This is a genomic window from Aeromonas sp. L_1B5_3 (assembly GCF_963866575.1).
Taxonomy (GTDB): Bacteria; Pseudomonadota; Gammaproteobacteria; order Enterobacterales; family Aeromonadaceae; genus Aeromonas; species Aeromonas jandaei.
This window is the reverse complement of sequence record NZ_CAWMDN010000120.1, coordinates 1-17,171: the sequence shown is the minus strand read 5'-3', so window position 1 is coordinate 17,171 and position 17,171 is coordinate 1. Positions and strand designations below refer to the sequence as shown.

General features: G+C 61.1%; 14 protein-coding genes and 1 pseudogene. 11 read left to right on the top strand and 4 right to left on the bottom strand.

Annotation, left to right across the window (positions count from 1 at the left end):
* Positions 1-51: 51 nt before the first annotated feature.
* Together AACR93_RS14520 and AACR93_RS14515 are read right to left on the bottom strand one after the other, a co-directional pair.
* Positions 52-2,376: a hypothetical protein gene (locus tag AACR93_RS14520; RefSeq protein WP_043851124.1), complete on the bottom strand. Its 2,325-nt coding sequence runs from the start codon at positions 2,374-2,376 to the stop codon at positions 52-54.
* A gap of 55 nt (positions 2,377-2,431) precedes the next feature.
* Positions 2,432-2,980, bottom strand: coding sequence for a recombinase family protein (locus tag AACR93_RS14515; protein ID WP_043851123.1), 549 nt, complete (start codon positions 2,978-2,980; stop codon positions 2,432-2,434).
* A gap of 197 nt (positions 2,981-3,177) precedes the next feature.
* On the opposite strand from AACR93_RS14515, the gene AACR93_RS14505 reads away from it, so the two are divergent.
* Genes AACR93_RS14505 through AACR93_RS14490 form a run of 4 tightly spaced genes read left to right on the top strand, consistent with a single transcriptional unit; the run spans position 3,178 to position 7,667 of the window.
* The gene (locus AACR93_RS14505) at positions 3,178-4,857 is read left to right on the top strand and encodes a Mu transposase C-terminal domain-containing protein (protein ID WP_043851131.1); all 1,680 of its coding nucleotides are present in this window, start codon (positions 3,178-3,180) and stop codon (positions 4,855-4,857) included.
* Between the two features lie 2 nt (positions 4,858-4,859).
* Positions 4,860-5,768 (top strand): TniB family NTP-binding protein, encoded by a 909-nt coding sequence (locus AACR93_RS14500; protein ID WP_043851122.1) that lies wholly within the window; start codon positions 4,860-4,862, stop codon positions 5,766-5,768.
* The gene (locus tag AACR93_RS14495) at positions 5,765-6,982 is read left to right on the top strand and encodes a TniQ family protein (protein ID WP_043851121.1); all 1,218 of its coding nucleotides are present in this window, start codon (positions 5,765-5,767) and stop codon (positions 6,980-6,982) included. Before AACR93_RS14500 ends, AACR93_RS14495 begins: the two co-directional genes overlap by 4 nt.
* A 46-nt stretch (positions 6,983-7,028) precedes the next feature.
* A complete protein-coding gene (locus tag AACR93_RS14490) occupies positions 7,029-7,667 on the top strand; it encodes a recombinase family protein (protein WP_003830791.1) in 639 nt (212 codons plus the stop codon).
* A gap of 713 nt (positions 7,668-8,380) precedes the next feature.
* Here AACR93_RS14490 and AACR93_RS14485 read toward each other — a convergent pair.
* The gene (locus AACR93_RS14485; protein ID WP_043851120.1) at positions 8,381-9,073 is read right to left on the bottom strand and encodes a hypothetical protein; all 693 of its coding nucleotides are present in this window, start codon (positions 9,071-9,073) and stop codon (positions 8,381-8,383) included.
* Between the two features lie 382 nt (positions 9,074-9,455).
* Between AACR93_RS14485 and AACR93_RS14480 the strand changes: the two genes are divergently transcribed.
* The 7 genes and pseudogenes from AACR93_RS14480 (at position 9,456) to AACR93_RS14450 (ending at position 15,995) form a co-directional block, all read left to right on the top strand.
* Positions 9,456-9,746, top strand: a complete 291-nt coding sequence (locus tag AACR93_RS14480; protein WP_043851119.1) for a nucleotidyltransferase family protein — start codon at positions 9,456-9,458, stop codon at positions 9,744-9,746.
* Positions 9,743-10,102, top strand: a complete 360-nt coding sequence (locus AACR93_RS14475) for a HepT-like ribonuclease domain-containing protein (protein WP_082044120.1) — start codon at positions 9,743-9,745, stop codon at positions 10,100-10,102. Before AACR93_RS14480 ends, AACR93_RS14475 begins: the two co-directional genes overlap by 4 nt.
* 10 nt (positions 10,103-10,112) lie before the next feature.
* A pseudogene (locus AACR93_RS14470) lies at positions 10,113-10,334 on the top strand (methyl-accepting chemotaxis protein); the annotation flags it as partial.
* Positions 10,335-10,577: 243 nt separating this feature from the next.
* On the top strand, positions 10,578-11,546 hold the full coding sequence (locus AACR93_RS14465; protein ID WP_043851129.1) for a substrate-binding domain-containing protein: 969 nt from the start codon (positions 10,578-10,580) through the stop codon (positions 11,544-11,546).
* Between the two features lie 85 nt (positions 11,547-11,631).
* Positions 11,632-14,844, top strand: a complete 3,213-nt coding sequence (locus tag AACR93_RS14460; RefSeq protein WP_197077963.1) for an EAL domain-containing protein — start codon at positions 11,632-11,634, stop codon at positions 14,842-14,844.
* Between the two features lie 188 nt (positions 14,845-15,032).
* Positions 15,033-15,293 carry a type II toxin-antitoxin system YafQ family toxin gene (locus AACR93_RS14455; protein WP_031943083.1) on the top strand — a complete coding sequence of 87 codons (261 nt, stop codon included), beginning with the start codon at positions 15,033-15,035 and terminating at the stop codon, positions 15,291-15,293.
* Between the two features lie 126 nt (positions 15,294-15,419).
* Entirely contained in the window at positions 15,420-15,995 is a 576-nt protein-coding gene (locus tag AACR93_RS14450) for a recombinase family protein (RefSeq protein ID WP_001173919.1), read from the top strand.
* A 262-nt stretch (positions 15,996-16,257) separates the two neighbouring features.
* On the opposite strand, the gene AACR93_RS14445 is transcribed toward AACR93_RS14450, so the two are convergent.
* On the bottom strand, positions 16,258-17,169 hold the full coding sequence (locus tag AACR93_RS14445) for a recombination directionality factor (protein ID WP_043851118.1): 912 nt from the start codon (positions 17,167-17,169) through the stop codon (positions 16,258-16,260).
* Between the last annotated feature and the right edge of the window lie 2 nt (positions 17,170-17,171).

The window sequence follows — 17,171 nt, the reverse complement described above, 5'->3', positions numbered from 1 at the left end:
GTCACCATGTGGTGACGCCCTGTGGGATTTATGTTGTCGAACGAGTGAGGCTTACTGTTTGGTGAAGGTGAGCTGGGTACGCTCGAATGGGGCCTCCCGGTAGATGTTGGCGCCATCGGCAAAGAATTGCAGCTCTGCCTGGAAGGTTGTGCCGTTGAACGGTGTGGTCACGCGCAGCAGATATTGCTGCGCCACATCGACACCATCGCAGACCACGCTCACTACCATGTCCCCGCCAACCGGTGCGAACAGCAATTCCTGACGCACGGTGGCGGGGTCGCCGCCACAGATACCCTGGCTGATACCCGCCTCACGGCTGGCCTTGAAGCTCAGCGGCGCGGTGCCAAACAGCAGTTCGGCGAACTCTTGGCCATCTGGGCTGGTATCGCTGCTCTGCACGCTCCAGCGCAGCGGCGAGCTGAAGAGCCCTTCTGCGAAAGTGGGCGTGCTGATGGCATTACCGCCATCAACCGCCGTGGTCTGCGTGGCGCTGGGCAAGCCGTTGGATTGCACGAGCTTGACGGTTGCCTTCAGTTCCAACGCGTCACCTTGCATGACCTGGTGTGGCAGTGGCCAGACATCGGCAAGGTCGGCAACGGGGGTGTAGTGATGGGTGGCAGTCAGGGTCTGGCTGGCACTATCAAACTGCCAGTCCTGAGTCATAAACGGCGTGCTATTGCCCGCGTATTTCAAGAACAATGGCTTGGTCAGCCCATCAGGCTGCTGTACATCCAACTGGTAGAAGCGATTAGCGAGGGTGAAGCCATTCGCCTGCTTCTGGTGATCCTGCTCCAGATAGGCCCCGGCCAGCGAGCGCCAGCGGGTCGGGTTGTAGTTTTGCAGCTCGACCTTGCCAAAGCCGGGGATGCTGCTGTCGAGTTCGGTCGCCGCGCACCCGCCACAAATCGGCTGGGCCAATTTGATGGCGCTGTCACCGGTATGGCTCAGCTTGTCATCGCGGGTGAGGTTGAAGGGAGACTGACCCAACGCTGGGGCGTTGATGGTCAGAGCCTGGTTATCCAGTTGGTTCACAAACTGCGTATCCCCTTGCACAGTGACAACGCTGGTGCGGGTTTCGTAGCTGCTGGGGGGGCCATTGGGATTGATGGGGTCTTCCCCTCTGAGCCAGAAGGTCAGGGCGCGGTGCTGTGTCCATGCGCCCTGGCTGTCGAGGTTCTCCTGGTCATCGCTTTGCAGGACATTGCCTACACACTGGTCGAGCGCCGTCAGGCTTGGATTGGCTTGCCAGCGGGCGAACTCGGCCTGGATGTCGAAGCCTTCGCAATAACTATCCTCAGGCAACGGGGCCGTGTCATGGGGAACGGGCGTGCCCTCGTTGGTGAACTCCGTGGTGTGGTAGCTGTAGAGACCATTCGCATCCTGACTGAAGGTGCCGCTGCGGATACTCTCGCCTTTGACGGTGGCATTGCCGCTCTCGTCGTAGGTCCAGTCCCAAGCGGAGTGCAGGCTATATTGCTTGCTGTCCCAGTTCTTGTGCTCCTCGTCGATAAAGCGGCGCAGTGGCTGCTGGGCATCGTAGCCTCCCTGCTCATCGAGCAGCCAGCGGGTGCTCTCGGTGCGGGTCGTCTCGATGGCCTCAACCCGTTTGGTGTAGACAACCTCTTGCAGGCGGATTAGCTGCCAGATGTCCTGATTGCGGTTGTACTCGCGCAGGTTGCGAATGCTAACCGTGACCGATTGCCATCCTTGCGGGTTGCTGGTGGCAAGGGCCGCCGCCAGCTTGGCTTGCAGGGTGCTTGCCTCAACGAGTTGCTGCTCTTTGGTGGCTGCCTCTTCAGCCAGGGCCGCACTGTGTTCGTCACCCGCCGCCAGATAGTCGCCAAACAGCTTCTGTTCGCTGGCCTCTTGAGTCGTCAGTCCCAGCTCGCTGGCAATCAGTTGTTTCTCCTTGGTGGCGATGCTGGATTGATAGTGGGTCTTGCGCTGCTCAGGGTCGGTTCGGGTGACCAAATCGTGGGTATAGGGGCTGACCACAAACTCGGCACCGTCAACGTAACCGAACAGGGTTGGGGTAGCGGCGGCCCGAGCAGCAGCCTTCAGCGAGGTGGCAGGAGCAGCAAGAATAGCCCATGCCTGACGGGCGTCGGCTTGCTGCGTTTCTGGCAGGGTGAAGCTGAAACGCCCCTGACTGTCGGTGGTGGTCTGCGGTTCGCCGTTGTCACATTGCTGGTTGGCGTTGAGGTCCAGGCAGGCGGCTTGCCCAGCCAGATAGTCGCCGGAGAGGGCGCGACCGGTTAGGGTGATATCGGCAGGAGCGCCATTGCCGCCATTATCACTACTGCTGTTGTCGCTGCCACCGCCGCAAGCACTGAGGACCAACGCGGCAATTAACGAGAGATGATGATGTTTTTTCATTATTTTTCTTCCTTGTGTTGAATACGAATCCGATGCGCCAGGAGATACCCCGGCATTATTTTTCTGTTGTCCTGAGGATGCGTTGCACGCTGGAAATGCTGATCCCCGTCTGCCTCGCGATCTCGGCCCTGGGTAACCCTCGCTTGGCTAGCGCCAGCACCTCGCGCCCCTTTGCCATCGCGGTGGGCTTGCGGCCCTTGTAGGCCCCACGCCGTTTGGCGAGCTCAATCCCCTCGGCTTGGCGTTCCAGCATCAGCTCCCGCTCGAAGGTGGCGATGGCGCCGATCATGGTCAGCATCAACTTGCCGGTCGGGGTTGAGGTGTCGACGCCTAGGTTCAAGATGCGCAGGGCCACTTGTCGCTGTTGCAGGTACTCCGAAATTTCCAACAGGTGGCGAGTGTTGCGTGCCAGGCGATCCAGCTTGGTCACCATCACCACATCCCCCTCATTCACACAATCCAACAGCAGGGCGAGTTGGGGCCGGTCATCGCTGGCGCCGCTCACCTTCTCTTGGAAAATCTTGCTGCACTCGGCCAGCGCTTGAAGCTGGGTATCCAGGCTCTGGCCTACCGTGCTCACGCGTGCATAACCTACCAGTGCCATGGTCTCCTCCCGGTCAATAGGGCAAGCCCTAGTGACACTCACGAAATAGGCACCTTTGTCATTTTCAGAAGACGACTGCACCAGTTGATTGGGCGTAATGGCTGTTGTGCAGCCAGCTCCTGACAGTTCAATATCAGAAGTGATCTGCACCAATCTCGACTATGCTCAATACTCGTGTGCACCAAAGCGAGGTGAGCATGGCGACGGACACCCCACGGATTCCAGAACAAGGCGTGGCCACTCTGCCTGATGAGGCTTGGGAGCGTGCGCGCCGTCGTGCGGAGATCATCGGCCCGTTGGCGCAGTCGGAGACGGTCGGGCACGAAGCGGCCGATATGGCGGCTCAGGCGCTGGGCTTGTCTCGGCGGCAGGTGTACGTTCTGATCCGGCGTGCCCGGCAAGGCAGCGGCCTCGTGACGGATCTGGTGCCCGGCCAGTCCGGTGGAGGTAAAGGCAAGGGGCGCTTGCCGGAACCGGTCGAGCGCGTCATCCACGAGCTACTGCAAAAGCGGTTCCTGACCAAGCAGAAGCGCAGCCTAGCGGCCTTTCACCGCGAAGTCACTCAGGTGTGCAAGGCTCAAAAACTGCGAGTGCCGGCGCGCAATACCGTGGCCTTACGGATCGCTAGCCTTGACCCGCGCAAGGTCATTCGCCGACGGGAAGGCCAGGATGCCGCTCGTGACCTACAAGGTGTTGGCGGCGAGCCTCCTGCCGTGACCGCGCCGCTGGAGCAGGTGCAGATAGACCATACGGTCATCGACCTGATCGTAGTCGATGAGCGCGACCGGCAACCGATTGGCCGCCCGTACCTGACCCTAGCCATCGACGTGTTCACCCGCTGCGTGCTCGGTATGGTCGTCACGCTGGAAGCGCCGTCTGCCGTCTCGGTCGGTCTGTGCCTGGCGCATATCGCCTGCGACAAGCGTCCCTGGCTGGAAGGGCTGAACGTGGAAATGGACTGGCCGATGAGCGGCAAGCCCATACTGCTTTACTTGGACAACGCGGCCGAGTTCAAGAGCGAAGCGCTGCGCCGTGGCTGCGAGCAGCATGGCATCCGGCTGGACTATCGCCCGCTGGGACAGCCCCACTATGGGGGCATCGTGGAACGGATCATCGGCACGGCGATGCAGATGATTCACGACGAACTGCCGGGAACGACCTTCTCCAACCCTGACCAGCGCGGCGACTACGATTCCGAAAACAAGGCCGCCCTGACGCTGCGCGAGCTAGAGCGCTGGCTCACATTGGCGGTCGGCACCTACCACGGTTCGGTGCACAACGGCCTGCTCCAACCGCCGGCCGCGCGCTGGGCCGAGGCCGTGGCGCGTGCCGGCGTACCGGCCGTCGTCACTCGCGCCACAGCTTTTCTGGTCGATTTTCTGCCCATCCTCCGCCGCACCCTGACCCGCACTGGCTTCGTCATCGACCACATCCACTACTACGCTGACGCGCTCAAACCGTGGATCGCTCGGCGCGACCGTTTACCCGCCTTCCTGATCCGGCGCGACCAGCGCGACATCAGCCGCATCTGGGTGCTGGAACCGGAGGGGCAGCACTACCTGGAAATTCCCTACCGTACCTTGTCACATCCGGCTGTCACCTTGTGGGAACAACGGCAGGCGCTGGCGAAACTGCGGCAGCAAGGGCGCGAACAGGTGGATGAGTCGGCGCTGTTCCGCATGATCGGCCAGATGCGTGAGATTGTGACCAGCGCGCAGAAGGCCACACGCAAGGCGCGGCGTGACGCGGATCGCCGCCAGCATCTCAAGACATCAGCTCGGCCGGACAAGCCCGTTCCGCCGGATACGGATATTGCCGACCCGCAGGCAGACAACTTGCCGCCCGCCAAACCGTTCGACCAGATTGAGGAGTGGTAGCCGTGGACCAATATCCCATCATCGACCTGTCCCACCTGCTGCCGGCGGCGCAGGGGCTGGCTCGGCTGCCGGCGGACGAGCGCATCCAGCGCCTTCGCGCCGACCGCTGGATCGGCTATCCGCGCGCGGTCGAGGCGCTGAACCGGCTGGAAGCCCTTTATGCGTGGCCAAACAAGCAACGCATGCCCAACCTGCTGCTGGTCGGCCCGACCAACAATGGCAAGTCGATGATCGTCGAGAAGTTCCGCCGCACCCACCCGGCCAGCTCCGACGCCGACCAGGAGTACATCCCAGTGTTGGTCGTGCAGATGCCGTCCGAGCCGTCCGTGATCCGCTTCTACGTCGCGCTGCTCGCCGCGATGGGCGCGCCGCTGCGCCCACGCCCACGGTTGCCGGAAATGGAGCAACTGGCTCTGGCACTGCTGCGCAAGGTCGGTGTGCGTATGCTGGTGATCGACGAACTGCACAACGTCCTGGCCGGCAATAGCGTCAACCGCCGGGAATTTCTCAACCTGCTGCGCTTTCTCGGCAACGAGCTGCGCATTCCGCTGGCCGGGGTCGGCACACGCGACGCCTATCTGGTCATCCGTTCGGACGATCAGTTGGAGAACCGGTTCGAGCCGATGCTGCTGCCGGTATGGGAGGCCAACGACGATTGCTGCTCACTGCTGGCCAGCTTCGCGGCTTCGCTCCCGCTACGGCGACCTTCGTCGATTGCCACGCTGGATATGGCCCGCTACCTGCTCACGCGTAGCGAGGGCACCATTGGCGAGTTGGCACACCTGTTGATGGCAGCGGCCGTCGCCGCCGTGGAGAGCGGAGAGGAAGCGATCAACCACCGCACGCTCGGCATGGCCGATTACACCGGACCCAGCGAGCGGCGTCGGCAATTCGAGCGGGAACTGATGTGAAGCCAGCGCTGCGCTGGCCATTGCATCCGGCTCCCAGGGAAGGCGAAGCCCTGTCTTCGTGGCTCAACCGCGTGGCCCTTTGCTATCACATGGAACTGTCCGAGCTGCTGGAGCACGATCTTGGCTACGGTCAGGTCGATGACTTGGACACTGCGCCACCACTGTCGCTGCTGACGATGCTCTCCCAGCGGAGCGGCATCGAGCTGGACCGGCTGCGCTGTATGAGTTTCGCCGGATGGGTGCCTTGGCTACTGGACAGCCTTGATGACAAGATTCCAGACGCCTTGGAAACCTATGCATTTCAGCTCTCGGTGCTGCTGCCAAGACTCCGCCGAAAGACACGATCCATCACGAGCTGGCGTGCCTGGCTGCCCGGCCAGCCGATACACCGCGCCTGTCCGCTCTGCCTAAACGATCCAGAGAACCAAGCCGTACTGCTCGCTTGGAAGCTGCCCCTGATGCTGAGCTGCCCGCTGCATGGCTGCTGGCTGGAATCCTATTGGGGAGTGCCTGGGCGGTTTCTCGGCTGGGAGAACGCCGACGCCGAACCGCGCACCGCCAGCGACGCGATTGCGGCGATGGATCAGCGTACCTGGCAGGCACTGACGACCGGTCACGTGGAGCTGCCGCGCCGACGCATCCACGCCGGATTGTGGTTTCGACTTCTTCGCACGCTGCTCGATGAGCTGAACACCCCGCTTTCCGCGTGCGGAACCTGCGCGGGGTATCTCCGCCAAGTCTGGGAAGGCTGCGGGCATCCGCTGCGTGCTGGGCAAAGTTTGTGGCGACCGTATGAAACCTTGAACCCGGTAATACGGTTACAGATGCTGGAGGCGGCGGCAACGGCAATCAGCTTGATTGAGGTGAGGGACATCAGCCCGCCAGGCGAGCAGGCAAAGCTGTTCTGGTCAGAACCCCAAACAGGTTTCACCAGTGGCCTGCCGACGAAAACGCCGAAGCCCGAACCCATCAATCACTGGCAGCGTGCAGTCCAGGCCATCGACGAGGCCATCATTGAAGCGCGGCACAACCCCGAGACGGCACGCTCACTGTTCGCGTTGGCTTCCTATGGTAGGCGCGACCCCGCTTCCCTGGAACAGTTGCGCGCCACCTTCGCGAAGGAAGGTATCCCCGCGGAATTTCTGTCACATTATGAGCCTGACGGACCCTTTGCGTGTCTTAGACAGAATGACGGGTTAAGTGACGAATTTTGACGGCCTGAGCTTTCCGGCACACAATGTCACATAATCGAACGTATACGTGACGGGTGAAAAGGTGCTGATCGGCTACATGCGGGTATCGAAGGCGGACGGATCCCAGTCCACCAATTTGCAACGCGATGCGCTCATCGCCGCTGGTGTGAGCCTTGCGCACCTTTACGAGGATCTGGCCTCGGGCAGGCGCGATGATCGCCCAGGGTTGGCTGCTTGCCTGAAGGCGCTTCGTGAAGGGGACACGCTGATCGTGTGGAAGCTCGATCGGCTTGGCCGTGATCTGCGCCACCTGATCAACACCGTGCACGACCTAACTGCGCGTAGCGTGGGCCTGAAGGTCCTGACCGGTCACGGTGCGGCGGTCGACACGACGACTGCCGCCGGCAAGCTTGTGTTCGGTATTTTTGCCGCGCTGGCCGAGTTCGAGCGTGAGTTGATTTCCGAGCGAACAGTCGCTGGACTTATCTCGGCGCGCGCTCGCGGCAGGAAAGGGGGGCGCCCCTTCAAGATGACCGCCGCCAAGCTACGCCTGGCGATGGCCAGCATGGGGCAACCGGAAACCAAGGTGGGCGATCTCTGCGAAGAACTCGGGATTACCCGGCAGACGCTCTACCGGCACGTGTCGCCCAAGGGCGAACTGCGGCCAGACGGCGTAAAGCTGCTCTCCCTCGGTTCAGCCGCATAAATGGAGGCGACCTGGAACGGGGCGCTGTTCAGTGCGGCAACGATCCGATTACCGGTGTCGACCCGGACCAGCCAGTCGCTGACACAACGGCTGAAGGGCTTTGTCCTGCAGGAACCGGCCGTTCGCGAGCGACATTCTTTCCGCTCGCAACTGTATCGGATGTATGACGGACGCCCCTTCCATTGAACAGAATGGCGGTGTTCATTCGATTTCGGACTCGATGTCCGTGTTACGCCACTCGAGAGGCAATTCCGACTGGGCACAGTACCGAGCGTCAAGAGCGACGACGTCCTGCTCCTTGGCCAAGAAGCGGGAGTCATTATCAAGTATGTATTGCAGATGCCGAGTCTCCGGCGCGTCCCCCTGGAAATCGGCGCACTCTTCTTCCACGCGATAAGTGGCTGGACCGGTCTGCTCGATACGCTTGAACTCGCAGAAATACCGCGCTCCGCCGATGCCATTCCGTCTCAGAAGCAAGAGGGTGGCGTTCGAGGCTTTGGCGCAAGGCGTATCGCTGGCGACGTAGTAGCCGCGCTGCAGCGGGAGGACAGCCACCTGCCGGAGGCTTTGCGCTGTCGTTGCGCGGACGTCTCGGGAGGCTTGGAGCTCAGGCGAAGGATTGCACGCTGCACTCAGGAGGCATAGCAGGATGATCCGGCACTGAGCCCACTTTGCCCTCGTGACGGACGTCTGGAGGGTACCAGGCGCCTTGCTCATGATGCCGGCATGGCCAAGTTCAACGCCTTGCCGATCTCAGTGGCAACGCCCTTGGCAGTGACCTCATCCAGTCCGGCAGCGAGCACATAAGCCTTTCCGGCAGCTTCGACTTCAACCCGATACGCCACCTCGGCAAGTGCTCGCCGACCCGCCAGCCCCATCGTGACGCCGGTGGGAATGCCTTGATTCGCGTCGTAAACGATCTCGACGCCCCCAGCGAACTTGTTCCTGATGCGCAGGTCATGAATGTCGTCCTTACGCAAGAAGGTTCCGTCGGTCTCAATGCCTTCTGGATTCACGCGAAAACGGCGAGGTGCCGTGGGATTGCCACCCCGGTGGTCCTGCAGCAAGACCAGCCATGTCAGCAAAGCGAAGATCAAGCCCAGGACCCACAGGTAAGCCATTCCACTTCCCACGACGCCTGCGCCCAGGATGATCGAGAGCACGGCAGGAAACCAGAGAATGGGCGGCGCAGCGGGAACAACTGTCAACTGCAGCCAAGCGCCATCTTCCTGTTTGACATACTCGGCCGCATTCTTCGAGGAGGCGCGGAAACGCCGGTATGCAAAGAACAACAAAATTGCGGCGAACGCATATTTGACGGCAGCTTCTCCGAGGGATCTAGGACTGGCCAGCAGCAGAAACCAAAGGCCTGCAACACCATAGATGACTGCAATGACTCGATTCATAGTTCTCCCTTCCTTCGCAACCGAATAGAGATTCCGCACGAGGACGTCGAACGCGAAAATTACCTGAAAGATGTCATAAAGTCAGCATCTCGAATTCTCAAGGCACCGGCTCGTCCTCAATCTGAGCGAAGCTGCCGTTCGAGTGACGACGCTACAGACAGGCCGACCGGCAGCAGTTGGCCGGCAGCAGCCCGTCGTTGCCTGATGGATCCAACCCCTCCGCTGCTATAGTGCAGTCGGCTTCTGACGTTCAGTGCAGCCGTCTTCTGAAAACGACAGCGCGACACAGTAAATCAAGGCATTGCGGTTCTCGAAAATAGTTCTTGAAAGGCTATTCTCGACCCCTTAGCATTGCAATGAGTTTCGATAAGAAAGGATACCCATGCGACCGTCCGTTGTGCTCGACATGAAACGAAGTGCAGTGCGCGAAGCAGTAAGCCGTTTTCGCACGGCGAACCCGCGCGTCTTCGGATCGGTGCTGCATGGTACTGACCGCGATGGCAGCGACCTCGATCTACTGGTCGATGCGCTGCCGGGTGCCACGTTGTTGGACTTGGGCGATCTGCAAGACGACCTGGAATCCTTGCTTGGCGTTCCCGTCGATTTGCTGACGCCCGGCGATCTGCCGCCGAAGTTTCGGGCCAAGGTACTCGCGGAAGCGCAATCGGTATGAGCGAGAACCACCGACTGCCCGACTACCTCGATCACATCCAGCAGGCAGCAACCGATGCGTGCAGCTTCGTGGAAGGGCTGACCAAAGACGACTTCCTGGCCGACAAGCGCACCCAGCAGGCTGTCATCATGAGCCTGATCATCATCGGTGAGGCCGCTACGAAAGTGATGGAGGGCTACGCCGGCTTTATCCAGGCGCACCCCGATGTGCCGTGGCGCAGCATGCGCAACATGCGTAATCGCATGGCCCACGGCTATTTCGCCATCAATCTCGATGTGGTGTGGGAGACGGTACAAGAATGGCTGCCGGCAGTTGCAGAAACAACTGCCTGCCGTGCGCCAGGACGCCGACGATGAAGCCCTTCACAGCGAAGTCAGCCGTGTCACGAGTGTCATCAAGGACATTGCGGACCAGACCAACCTGCTGGCGCTCAATGCAGCCATCGAAGCCGCTCGCGCCGGAGAAACCGGGCGCGGCTTTGCCGTGGTGGCCGACGAAGTGCGCAAACTTGCCGAGCGAACCGCCAGAGCGACACAGGAAATCGGACAAATGACGCAGAGTATACAAAACGAAACCCAACACGCGGTCGACGGCAACTCACCCCAAGGCTGTGGAAGCAACACTTCGCGGCCAATCCGCTTCGATCCGATCTCCACCCGCGCTCGAAGTAGGCAAGAACGCCGCTCGGTTACCGCTTACGTTGCTGCTGGCCACCCTGATTGCCTCCAAGAGACGGACCGCCGAAGTGGTCGAGATCGTGGCCACAGTCAAGCTGCTCCGCCGGTCGGAAAGAAGCTGGTAACATTTGTCACCTTTCCCAGAGTGACGCTCATGCGGCCGATCCGATGTCTTGCCTTCCTGGTCCTGTCGTTGGTCTTTGCTGGGTGTGGTGAGGGTGTCGATCGAGAACCCGCGGTCGCAATCTCCACATCCCCGCCCCCCGTTGTAAAGCCGCGAGTGGCGTTGGTCATGAAAACGCTGACCAATCCGTTCTTCGTTGAGATGGAGAAGGGTGCGCGCAAGGCGGAGATTGAGCTCGGCATTGAACTGATCGTCAAGACGGCAGCGCAGGAAACCTCATTCGAACAGCAGGTTTCGATCGTCGAAGATCTAGTTCAGAACAAGCGGGCCGATGCGCTCGTGATCGCCCCTGCGAATGCACACCATCTGATTCCTGCGGTGCGAAAGGCGCGTGATGCGGGTATTCCGGTGGTGATTATCGATGCCCGCCTGGATGCCACCCAACTCGCAGTGGCGGATCTCGCCGGCCTGCCCTTTATCAGCGTGGACAACGAGAAGGGGGCCTATCTCGCGGTCAAGGCGCTGAGCGCAGGGATTGAAGTGCCGACCACGGCAGCCATTCTCGAAGGCATTCGTAGTGCCGAGAATGCGCAGGCGCGCAAGCAAGGTGCGGAGCGTGCGTTTTCAGAGAACACGGCGATCCGAGTGGTTGCCAGTGAAACCGCCAACTGGAAGATCGATGAGGCCTATGAGGTAACCAGGAAAATGTTCGAGCTGCATCCGGGCATCGGCCTGCTGTTCGCCGCCAACGACATGATGGCACTGGGGGCCTTGCGATACTTGAGCGACAATGGGCTGAGCTCGGTCAAGGTGGCCGGTTTCGACGCCTTGCCCGAAATCCGGACCATGGTCGATCAGGGCAAGCTAGCGGTTACCGTCGACCAGCGCTCGGCGGAGCAAGGTTATCAAGGTGTTCTGTATGCGATTCGCCTGCTCAAGGGCGAAAAAGTGCCATCAGAAACGCTGATCGATGTGGCGCTGGTCAGCGCGCCGAAGTAGGCCCGGGATTGCGTTTGAACATCATGACGATCAAATTCGCCGCTCCCTTGGCGGAGTCGGCCCGTTGCTCATGGGTGGGGGGCGGATGCGGCTGAACCTCACCCAGCGCTTCATTGTCTACCTGATTGTGCTTAGCATCCTGCCACTGTTGGTGGTGGGCTTATCGGCGATACACCTGTCGAACCAGGCTCTGGAACATGAGACGCGCAGCAGTGCGATTCAACAGGCTCACGACAAGGCTGCCCTGCTCAACGGGCAGATGGCGCAGATCGAAGCATTGATCGCTAACATCAGCGGGGTTGAGCAGATTGTCGAGGCGGTCTCGGCTGAGCCGCCCGATGGCGATGTGTTCACGCGCCTGGCCACCCAGGCGCAGATCGGCTACGTGCTCAACAATTACATCAACGTGGACGGCCTTGTCTCCATCGACATTTTTACCTTGGGGGGTAGTCACTACCACGTCGGCGACACCCTGGTTTCAAATAACCTGGATGTAACGGCGCGCGAACAGTTGATCGCAGAGACCCTGGCCGCTCCCAGCCGGATACATTGGGCAGGTGTGCAGGCCAACCTCAATCGTGACTCCGCCCACCGCCAGGTGGTAACGGTAGCCCGAGTGATTCGCCGTTTCGATCTGGCGACTTCGCGCGAGGTCCCGGTCGCCTTGCTGCTGATCAACTACGACCCACACCAGATTCGCCGCGAGTTCAGCAAAGCAGGCGTTAGCGAAGATCGCCTGCTGATCGTGTTGGACGGGCGTGATCGCCTCGTATATCACCCCGATCCAGCACGCCTCGGCTCGCACGCAGAACCAGCGTTGATTGCCCAGCTGGCCGAAGCACACAGCGCGACGGTAACGATCAATGCTGCAAGTGGAGTACTCATTAGTCAAGTCGCCCTGCACGCTCCCGGCTGGCGACTTGCGATCTTGGTTCCGGAAGAAACGCGGTATCGCTCAGCGCAGGCCATTGGACGGACCACCACCGTGGCGATGCTGGTGTCGCTCCTTATCGTGGGCGTGGGGGCGGTCTTGTTCGCGCGCCGGGTGGTGCAACCGATTCGTGATGTTGCCAGACGCTTCGGGCAACTACGCGACCTGCCCGATGCCGAATTGCTGCCGCTGGCGCCGCGCGGCGATGACGAGATCGGCAATCTCTCGCGCGGGTTCAATGCCTTTCTGGATGGTTTGAATGTCCGGCGTCAATCCGACGCAAAGCTCCAACTCGCAGCAAGCGTATTCAGCCACGCCCGTGAAGGTATCGTTATCACCGATGCCGATGGCCACATTATCGAGGTCAACGACGCCTTCACCCGTATCACCGGCTATCCCCGAAACGAGGTACTCGGCCGCAACCCCCGCATCCTCAGCTCCGGGCGCCATGATCGAGCTTTCTATGACGAGATGTGGCGTGATCTGCGCACCCGAGGGTACTGGGAGGGGGAGGTCTGGAATATGCGCAAGTCCGGACAGGAGTACGCCCAGTCACTCGCAATCGCGGCCGTGCGCGGGAGCGATCAGCAGACCTCCCACTATGTGGCGCTGTTCTCGGACATCACGCGGCAAAAGGACAATGAGCAGCAGCTCAGGCATATCGCGCACTTCGATCCGCTCACCGGCCTTCCCAACCGGGTGCTGCTGGCCGATCGCCTCGAGCAGGCCATCGTACGGGTAAGGCGCAGCGGCCTGCCGCTGGCACTGGCTTATATCGATCTGGATGGGTTCAAGTCAGTAAATGATGTACATGGCCATGACGTCGGCGATCAACTGTTGGTGACCCTTGCCGCGCGCATGAAGGATTGCCTGCGCGAGGGCGATACCGTCGCCCGCCTGGGTGGCGACGAGTTCGTCGCCATACTTGCCGATCTGAGCAATCAGAGTACAGCGAAGGATCTGATCGATCGATTGCTGTCCGTCATCGCCCAACCGGTAAAGGTGGATGGCGTGGTCGTTCAGGTTTCCGGCAGCATCGGGATTTCCCACTACCCGCAAAGTGATGATGTCGATCCCGATCAGTTGCTGCGCCAGGCGGACCAAGCGATGTACCAGGCCAAGGTCGCGGGCAAGAACCGTTACCATATTTTTGACACCGCACGGGATGCAAGTCTGCGCGGTCAGCACGAGCACCTGGAGCGCATCCGGGAGGGATTAATCAAGAACGAGTTCGTGCTTCACTACCAGCCCAAGGTCAACATGCGCAGCGGCGAGGTGATCGGAGCCGAGGCCCTGATCCGGTGGCAACACCCGGATCAGGGCCTGCTTGCACCCGTGGAGTTTCTGCCGCCGATCGCACAACATCCGCTGGAAGTGGAACTGGGACGCTGGGTGATCGACACTGCGCTGACCCAGATCGCGGCATGGCAGGACGCGGGAGTCGATTTACCGGTTAGCGTGAACATCTCCGGCTTTCATCTGCAGCAGGCCGGTTTTCTGGATGAACTGCGAGCCCTGCTGGCAGCGCACCCGAACGTGCCGCGCGGCTATCTTGAGCTAGAAGTGCTGGAGAGTAGCGCTCTCGAAGACATCGCCCTGGTCTCCGCGGTTATCGATGCATCCGCGACGCTCGGAGTCAGTTTTGCGCTCGATGATTTTGGCACCGGTTATTCGTCGCTCACCTATCTCAAGCGCCTGCCGGCGCAAGTGCTCAAGATCGATCAGAGCTTCGTTCGCGACATGCTGCAGGACTCGGACGACCTCGCTATTCTAGAAGGAATACTGGGGCTGGCCACCGCCTTTCGGCGCAGGGCGATTGCCGAGGGGGTGGAGACGGTGGCGCACGGCGAAACCCTGCTGCGGCTCGGCTGCGATCTGGGCCAGGGCTATGGCATCGCCCGACCGATGGCGGCGGCCGATCTGCCTGCGTGGCGCCAGCGTTGGCGCCCCGACCCACGATGGGCGCATGCACACTGCCTCGACCGCGAGCTGATGCCGGTGCTGATTGCCGGTGTCGAGCATCGAGGCTGGATTGTTGCCCTGGGGGAACACCTCGATGGCAGGCGCGACGCGCCGCCGCCACTCGATCATCATCAATGCCGATTCGGCCAGTGGCTCGACAAGACCATCCATCAGCCGCGCCACGCCGCAACCTTCGCCACCATTGAAACCTTACATCTCCGGGTACACGCGCTGGCCGCCGACTTGCTCAAGCGGCGTTCGCAGGGTCACGATGTCGAAGCTTTGGCCGGTATGGCGGAACTTCACGCACTCTGGGACGCGCTGCTGGTCCACCTCGAATACCTGTTGAAGGACGATCCGCGCAGCCAGGCGCCGTCGTCTGGAGGCGGATCAAACTGTCGATAGAGAATCCCCCCTGAATCGCCCCGGGTTTGGTGGAGTCGGCACCGGTCGTAGCTTCCGGACACTTAAAGACCGTCAATCTCCGTGCGGTTCCGCCCCCGCTGCTTGGCTTGATACAGCGCCGCATCGGCTGCGGCCAGTAACAGGAATAGCTGTCATTTTCAGAAGACGACTGCACCAGACAACGCGGTTTGAAGGCTGTTGTGCAGTCGTCTATTGAACGAACAGTATCAGGAGTCCGCTGCACGAATGATGACCTCAAGCCGGTTCTGGTCGCGCTGGCGACCGATCAGCCCCTGGATGTGCGATACCGCGACCACGATCTTTCCGGCGATTGGGCGGGCTACCGCGAATGCCACATCAAGCCCGACCTGCTGCTGATCTACCGCAAGTCCGACGCCGACACCCTGCGACTGGCGCGGCTTGGCTCCCATAGCGAGCTGTTCGGCTGATGCCAGTCGCCTTGTCCGCCAAACGATCATTAGGCGGCCAAACCGGACGCCTGTCCGAAAACATCTTGCGCAACGGGATGACGGACAATAAGATAGGCGGACGGTATAACGGACAAATGGGCGGAAATGGCACTCATCGGCTATGCGCGGGTATCGACGGCGGAACAGGACACCGCCTTGCAGACGGATGCGCTGCGCAATGCAGGCTGCGAACGGGTTTTCGAGGACACGGCATCCGGGGCCAAGGCAGACCGGCCCGGCTTGGCCGATGCGCTGGCTTATCTGCGCGATGGCGATGTGCTGGTCGTCTGGCGGCTGGATCGGCTTGGCCGCTCCCTGCCGCACCTGATTGAGACGGTCGGCAAGCTGGAAGCACGGGGCGTCGGCTTCCGCTCGTTGACTGAAAACATCGACACCACCACGCCGGGCGGACGGCTCATCTTCCATGTGTTCGGTGCGCTGGGCCAGTTCGAGCGCGACCTGATCCGCGAGCGCACCAAGGCCGGGTTGACCGCTGCCGCCGCACGCGGGCGCAAAGGCGGACGCAAGCCGGTTGTCACTGCCGACAAGTTGCAACGAGCGCGGGAGCTTGTCGCCAACGGCTTGAATGTCCGCGAGGCCGCCGCACGCCTCAAGGTAGGAAAAACCGCTCTCTACGCTGCCTTGCAGGCGGCCAGTTCTGGCAGTGCAGCCGACTCCTGATATTTCGTGCAGTCGCCTTCTGAAAACGACAACCTTTTTCAGCTATTTCCCACCCTTTTCAGGTCAATAAGGTCTCTTTGAGGCTTTTGACCTGGGGTGTCAGTGTACCTTGATCTATTGACTCAAAACTAGCGATGGGGATAAGAACGGGGCTGTTTTGTGACAGACGCCCCGTCATGAGGTCGTAGCCAGATGTACCGCTACGAGTTGATTTGAAAGGGGTTATCGCGATTCCCGACTCTGAGCGTCGGGAATCGCGGGCTCAGGCGCGAGAGAGTGAAGGATCCGCGCCTTTGCCCAGCTTGTTGGTCAGGGGGGAGGAACGAGGGCGGAGACGTGCTGGCGTCGCTTCCGTTGCCATCGGCGGTGAGGCAGATTGTGCCTCTGTCGTCTCAGTCTCCGGGTAGAACTCCTCCAGCAACAGCGGCACCTCTTCATCCACCTCCTCGAACTGGCCGTTGCGCAGTAGCGCCCGTGCCACCGCTTCCATCTCGCTGATCGTCATCCCTGCCTCCTCGTCCTGCATCGCTTCCTGCCGTGCTTGACCGACCGCCTCGGTCAGCGTCAGCTCGTCGCGCAGGGTCAGGTCCACGTAGTAGACCGGGGTGCGGTAGGACTGGGTGGTGCTCTTGGCCCGCAGCCGCAACGTCAGCGGCAGATAGCGGGTCAGGCCGCCACTCACCGCCTCCAGGTACTTGAGCCGCGCCGCCAGAGTGCGCACCGAGTTGTAGCCGGTGGTGCGAAAGATAAAGCTGCCGAGTTCGTCCCCCTGTCCCTCCACAAACAGGTTCAGTCGCCCATACAGCTTGCAGCCCTGTTGCTGACCGTAGGGGCAGCGTTCCGGGCCGGGACAACCGACCTCTTCCATCCCCTGTGCGCCGACGCGTCTCGCCACCTCCCCATTGCCGACACACAGTGGCCGTCCGGTCTGCCGGTCGAAGGCGCTGTATTCGGCCCGCAGGTTCAGGTCGCTGTCGTTGAACAGCACTCGCACCGGAATGGCGCGGATCTTGGTCTGCTCCTGTCCTTGGCCACTCTTTTGCGATGAGTAGTGTTGGTGCAGGGGATGGAGCAACCATCCCCCTTTTTGTTGTATCTGGGTGGTGAGGGTGAAGCTGTCATCCTTCTCCGGTACCCACTTATCCTGTTTTTGCACCAGTTTGCCGATGCAGATCC

Bases quoted from the DNA above. Each gene is read 5' to 3' on its own strand.
- AACR93_RS14520 (WP_043851124.1), bottom strand. From the start codon at position 2,376: ATGAAAAAACATCATCATCTCTCGTTAATTGCCGCGTTGGTCCTCAGT.
- AACR93_RS14515 (WP_043851123.1), bottom strand. From the start codon at position 2,980: ATGGCACTGGTAGGTTATGCACGCGTGAGCACGGTAGGCCAGAGCCTG.
- AACR93_RS14505 (WP_043851131.1), top strand. From the start codon at position 3,178: ATGGCGACGGACACCCCACGGATTCCAGAACAAGGCGTGGCCACTCTG.
- AACR93_RS14485 (WP_043851120.1), bottom strand. From the start codon at position 9,073: ATGAATCGAGTCATTGCAGTCATCTATGGTGTTGCAGGCCTTTGGTTT.
- AACR93_RS14480 (WP_043851119.1), top strand. From the start codon at position 9,456: ATGCGACCGTCCGTTGTGCTCGACATGAAACGAAGTGCAGTGCGCGAA.
- AACR93_RS14475 (WP_082044120.1), top strand. From the start codon at position 9,743: ATGAGCGAGAACCACCGACTGCCCGACTACCTCGATCACATCCAGCAG.
- AACR93_RS14465 (WP_043851129.1), top strand. From the start codon at position 10,578: ATGCGGCCGATCCGATGTCTTGCCTTCCTGGTCCTGTCGTTGGTCTTT.
- AACR93_RS14460 (WP_197077963.1), top strand. From the start codon at position 11,632: ATGCGGCTGAACCTCACCCAGCGCTTCATTGTCTACCTGATTGTGCTT.
- AACR93_RS14450 (WP_001173919.1), top strand. From the start codon at position 15,420: ATGGCACTCATCGGCTATGCGCGGGTATCGACGGCGGAACAGGACACC.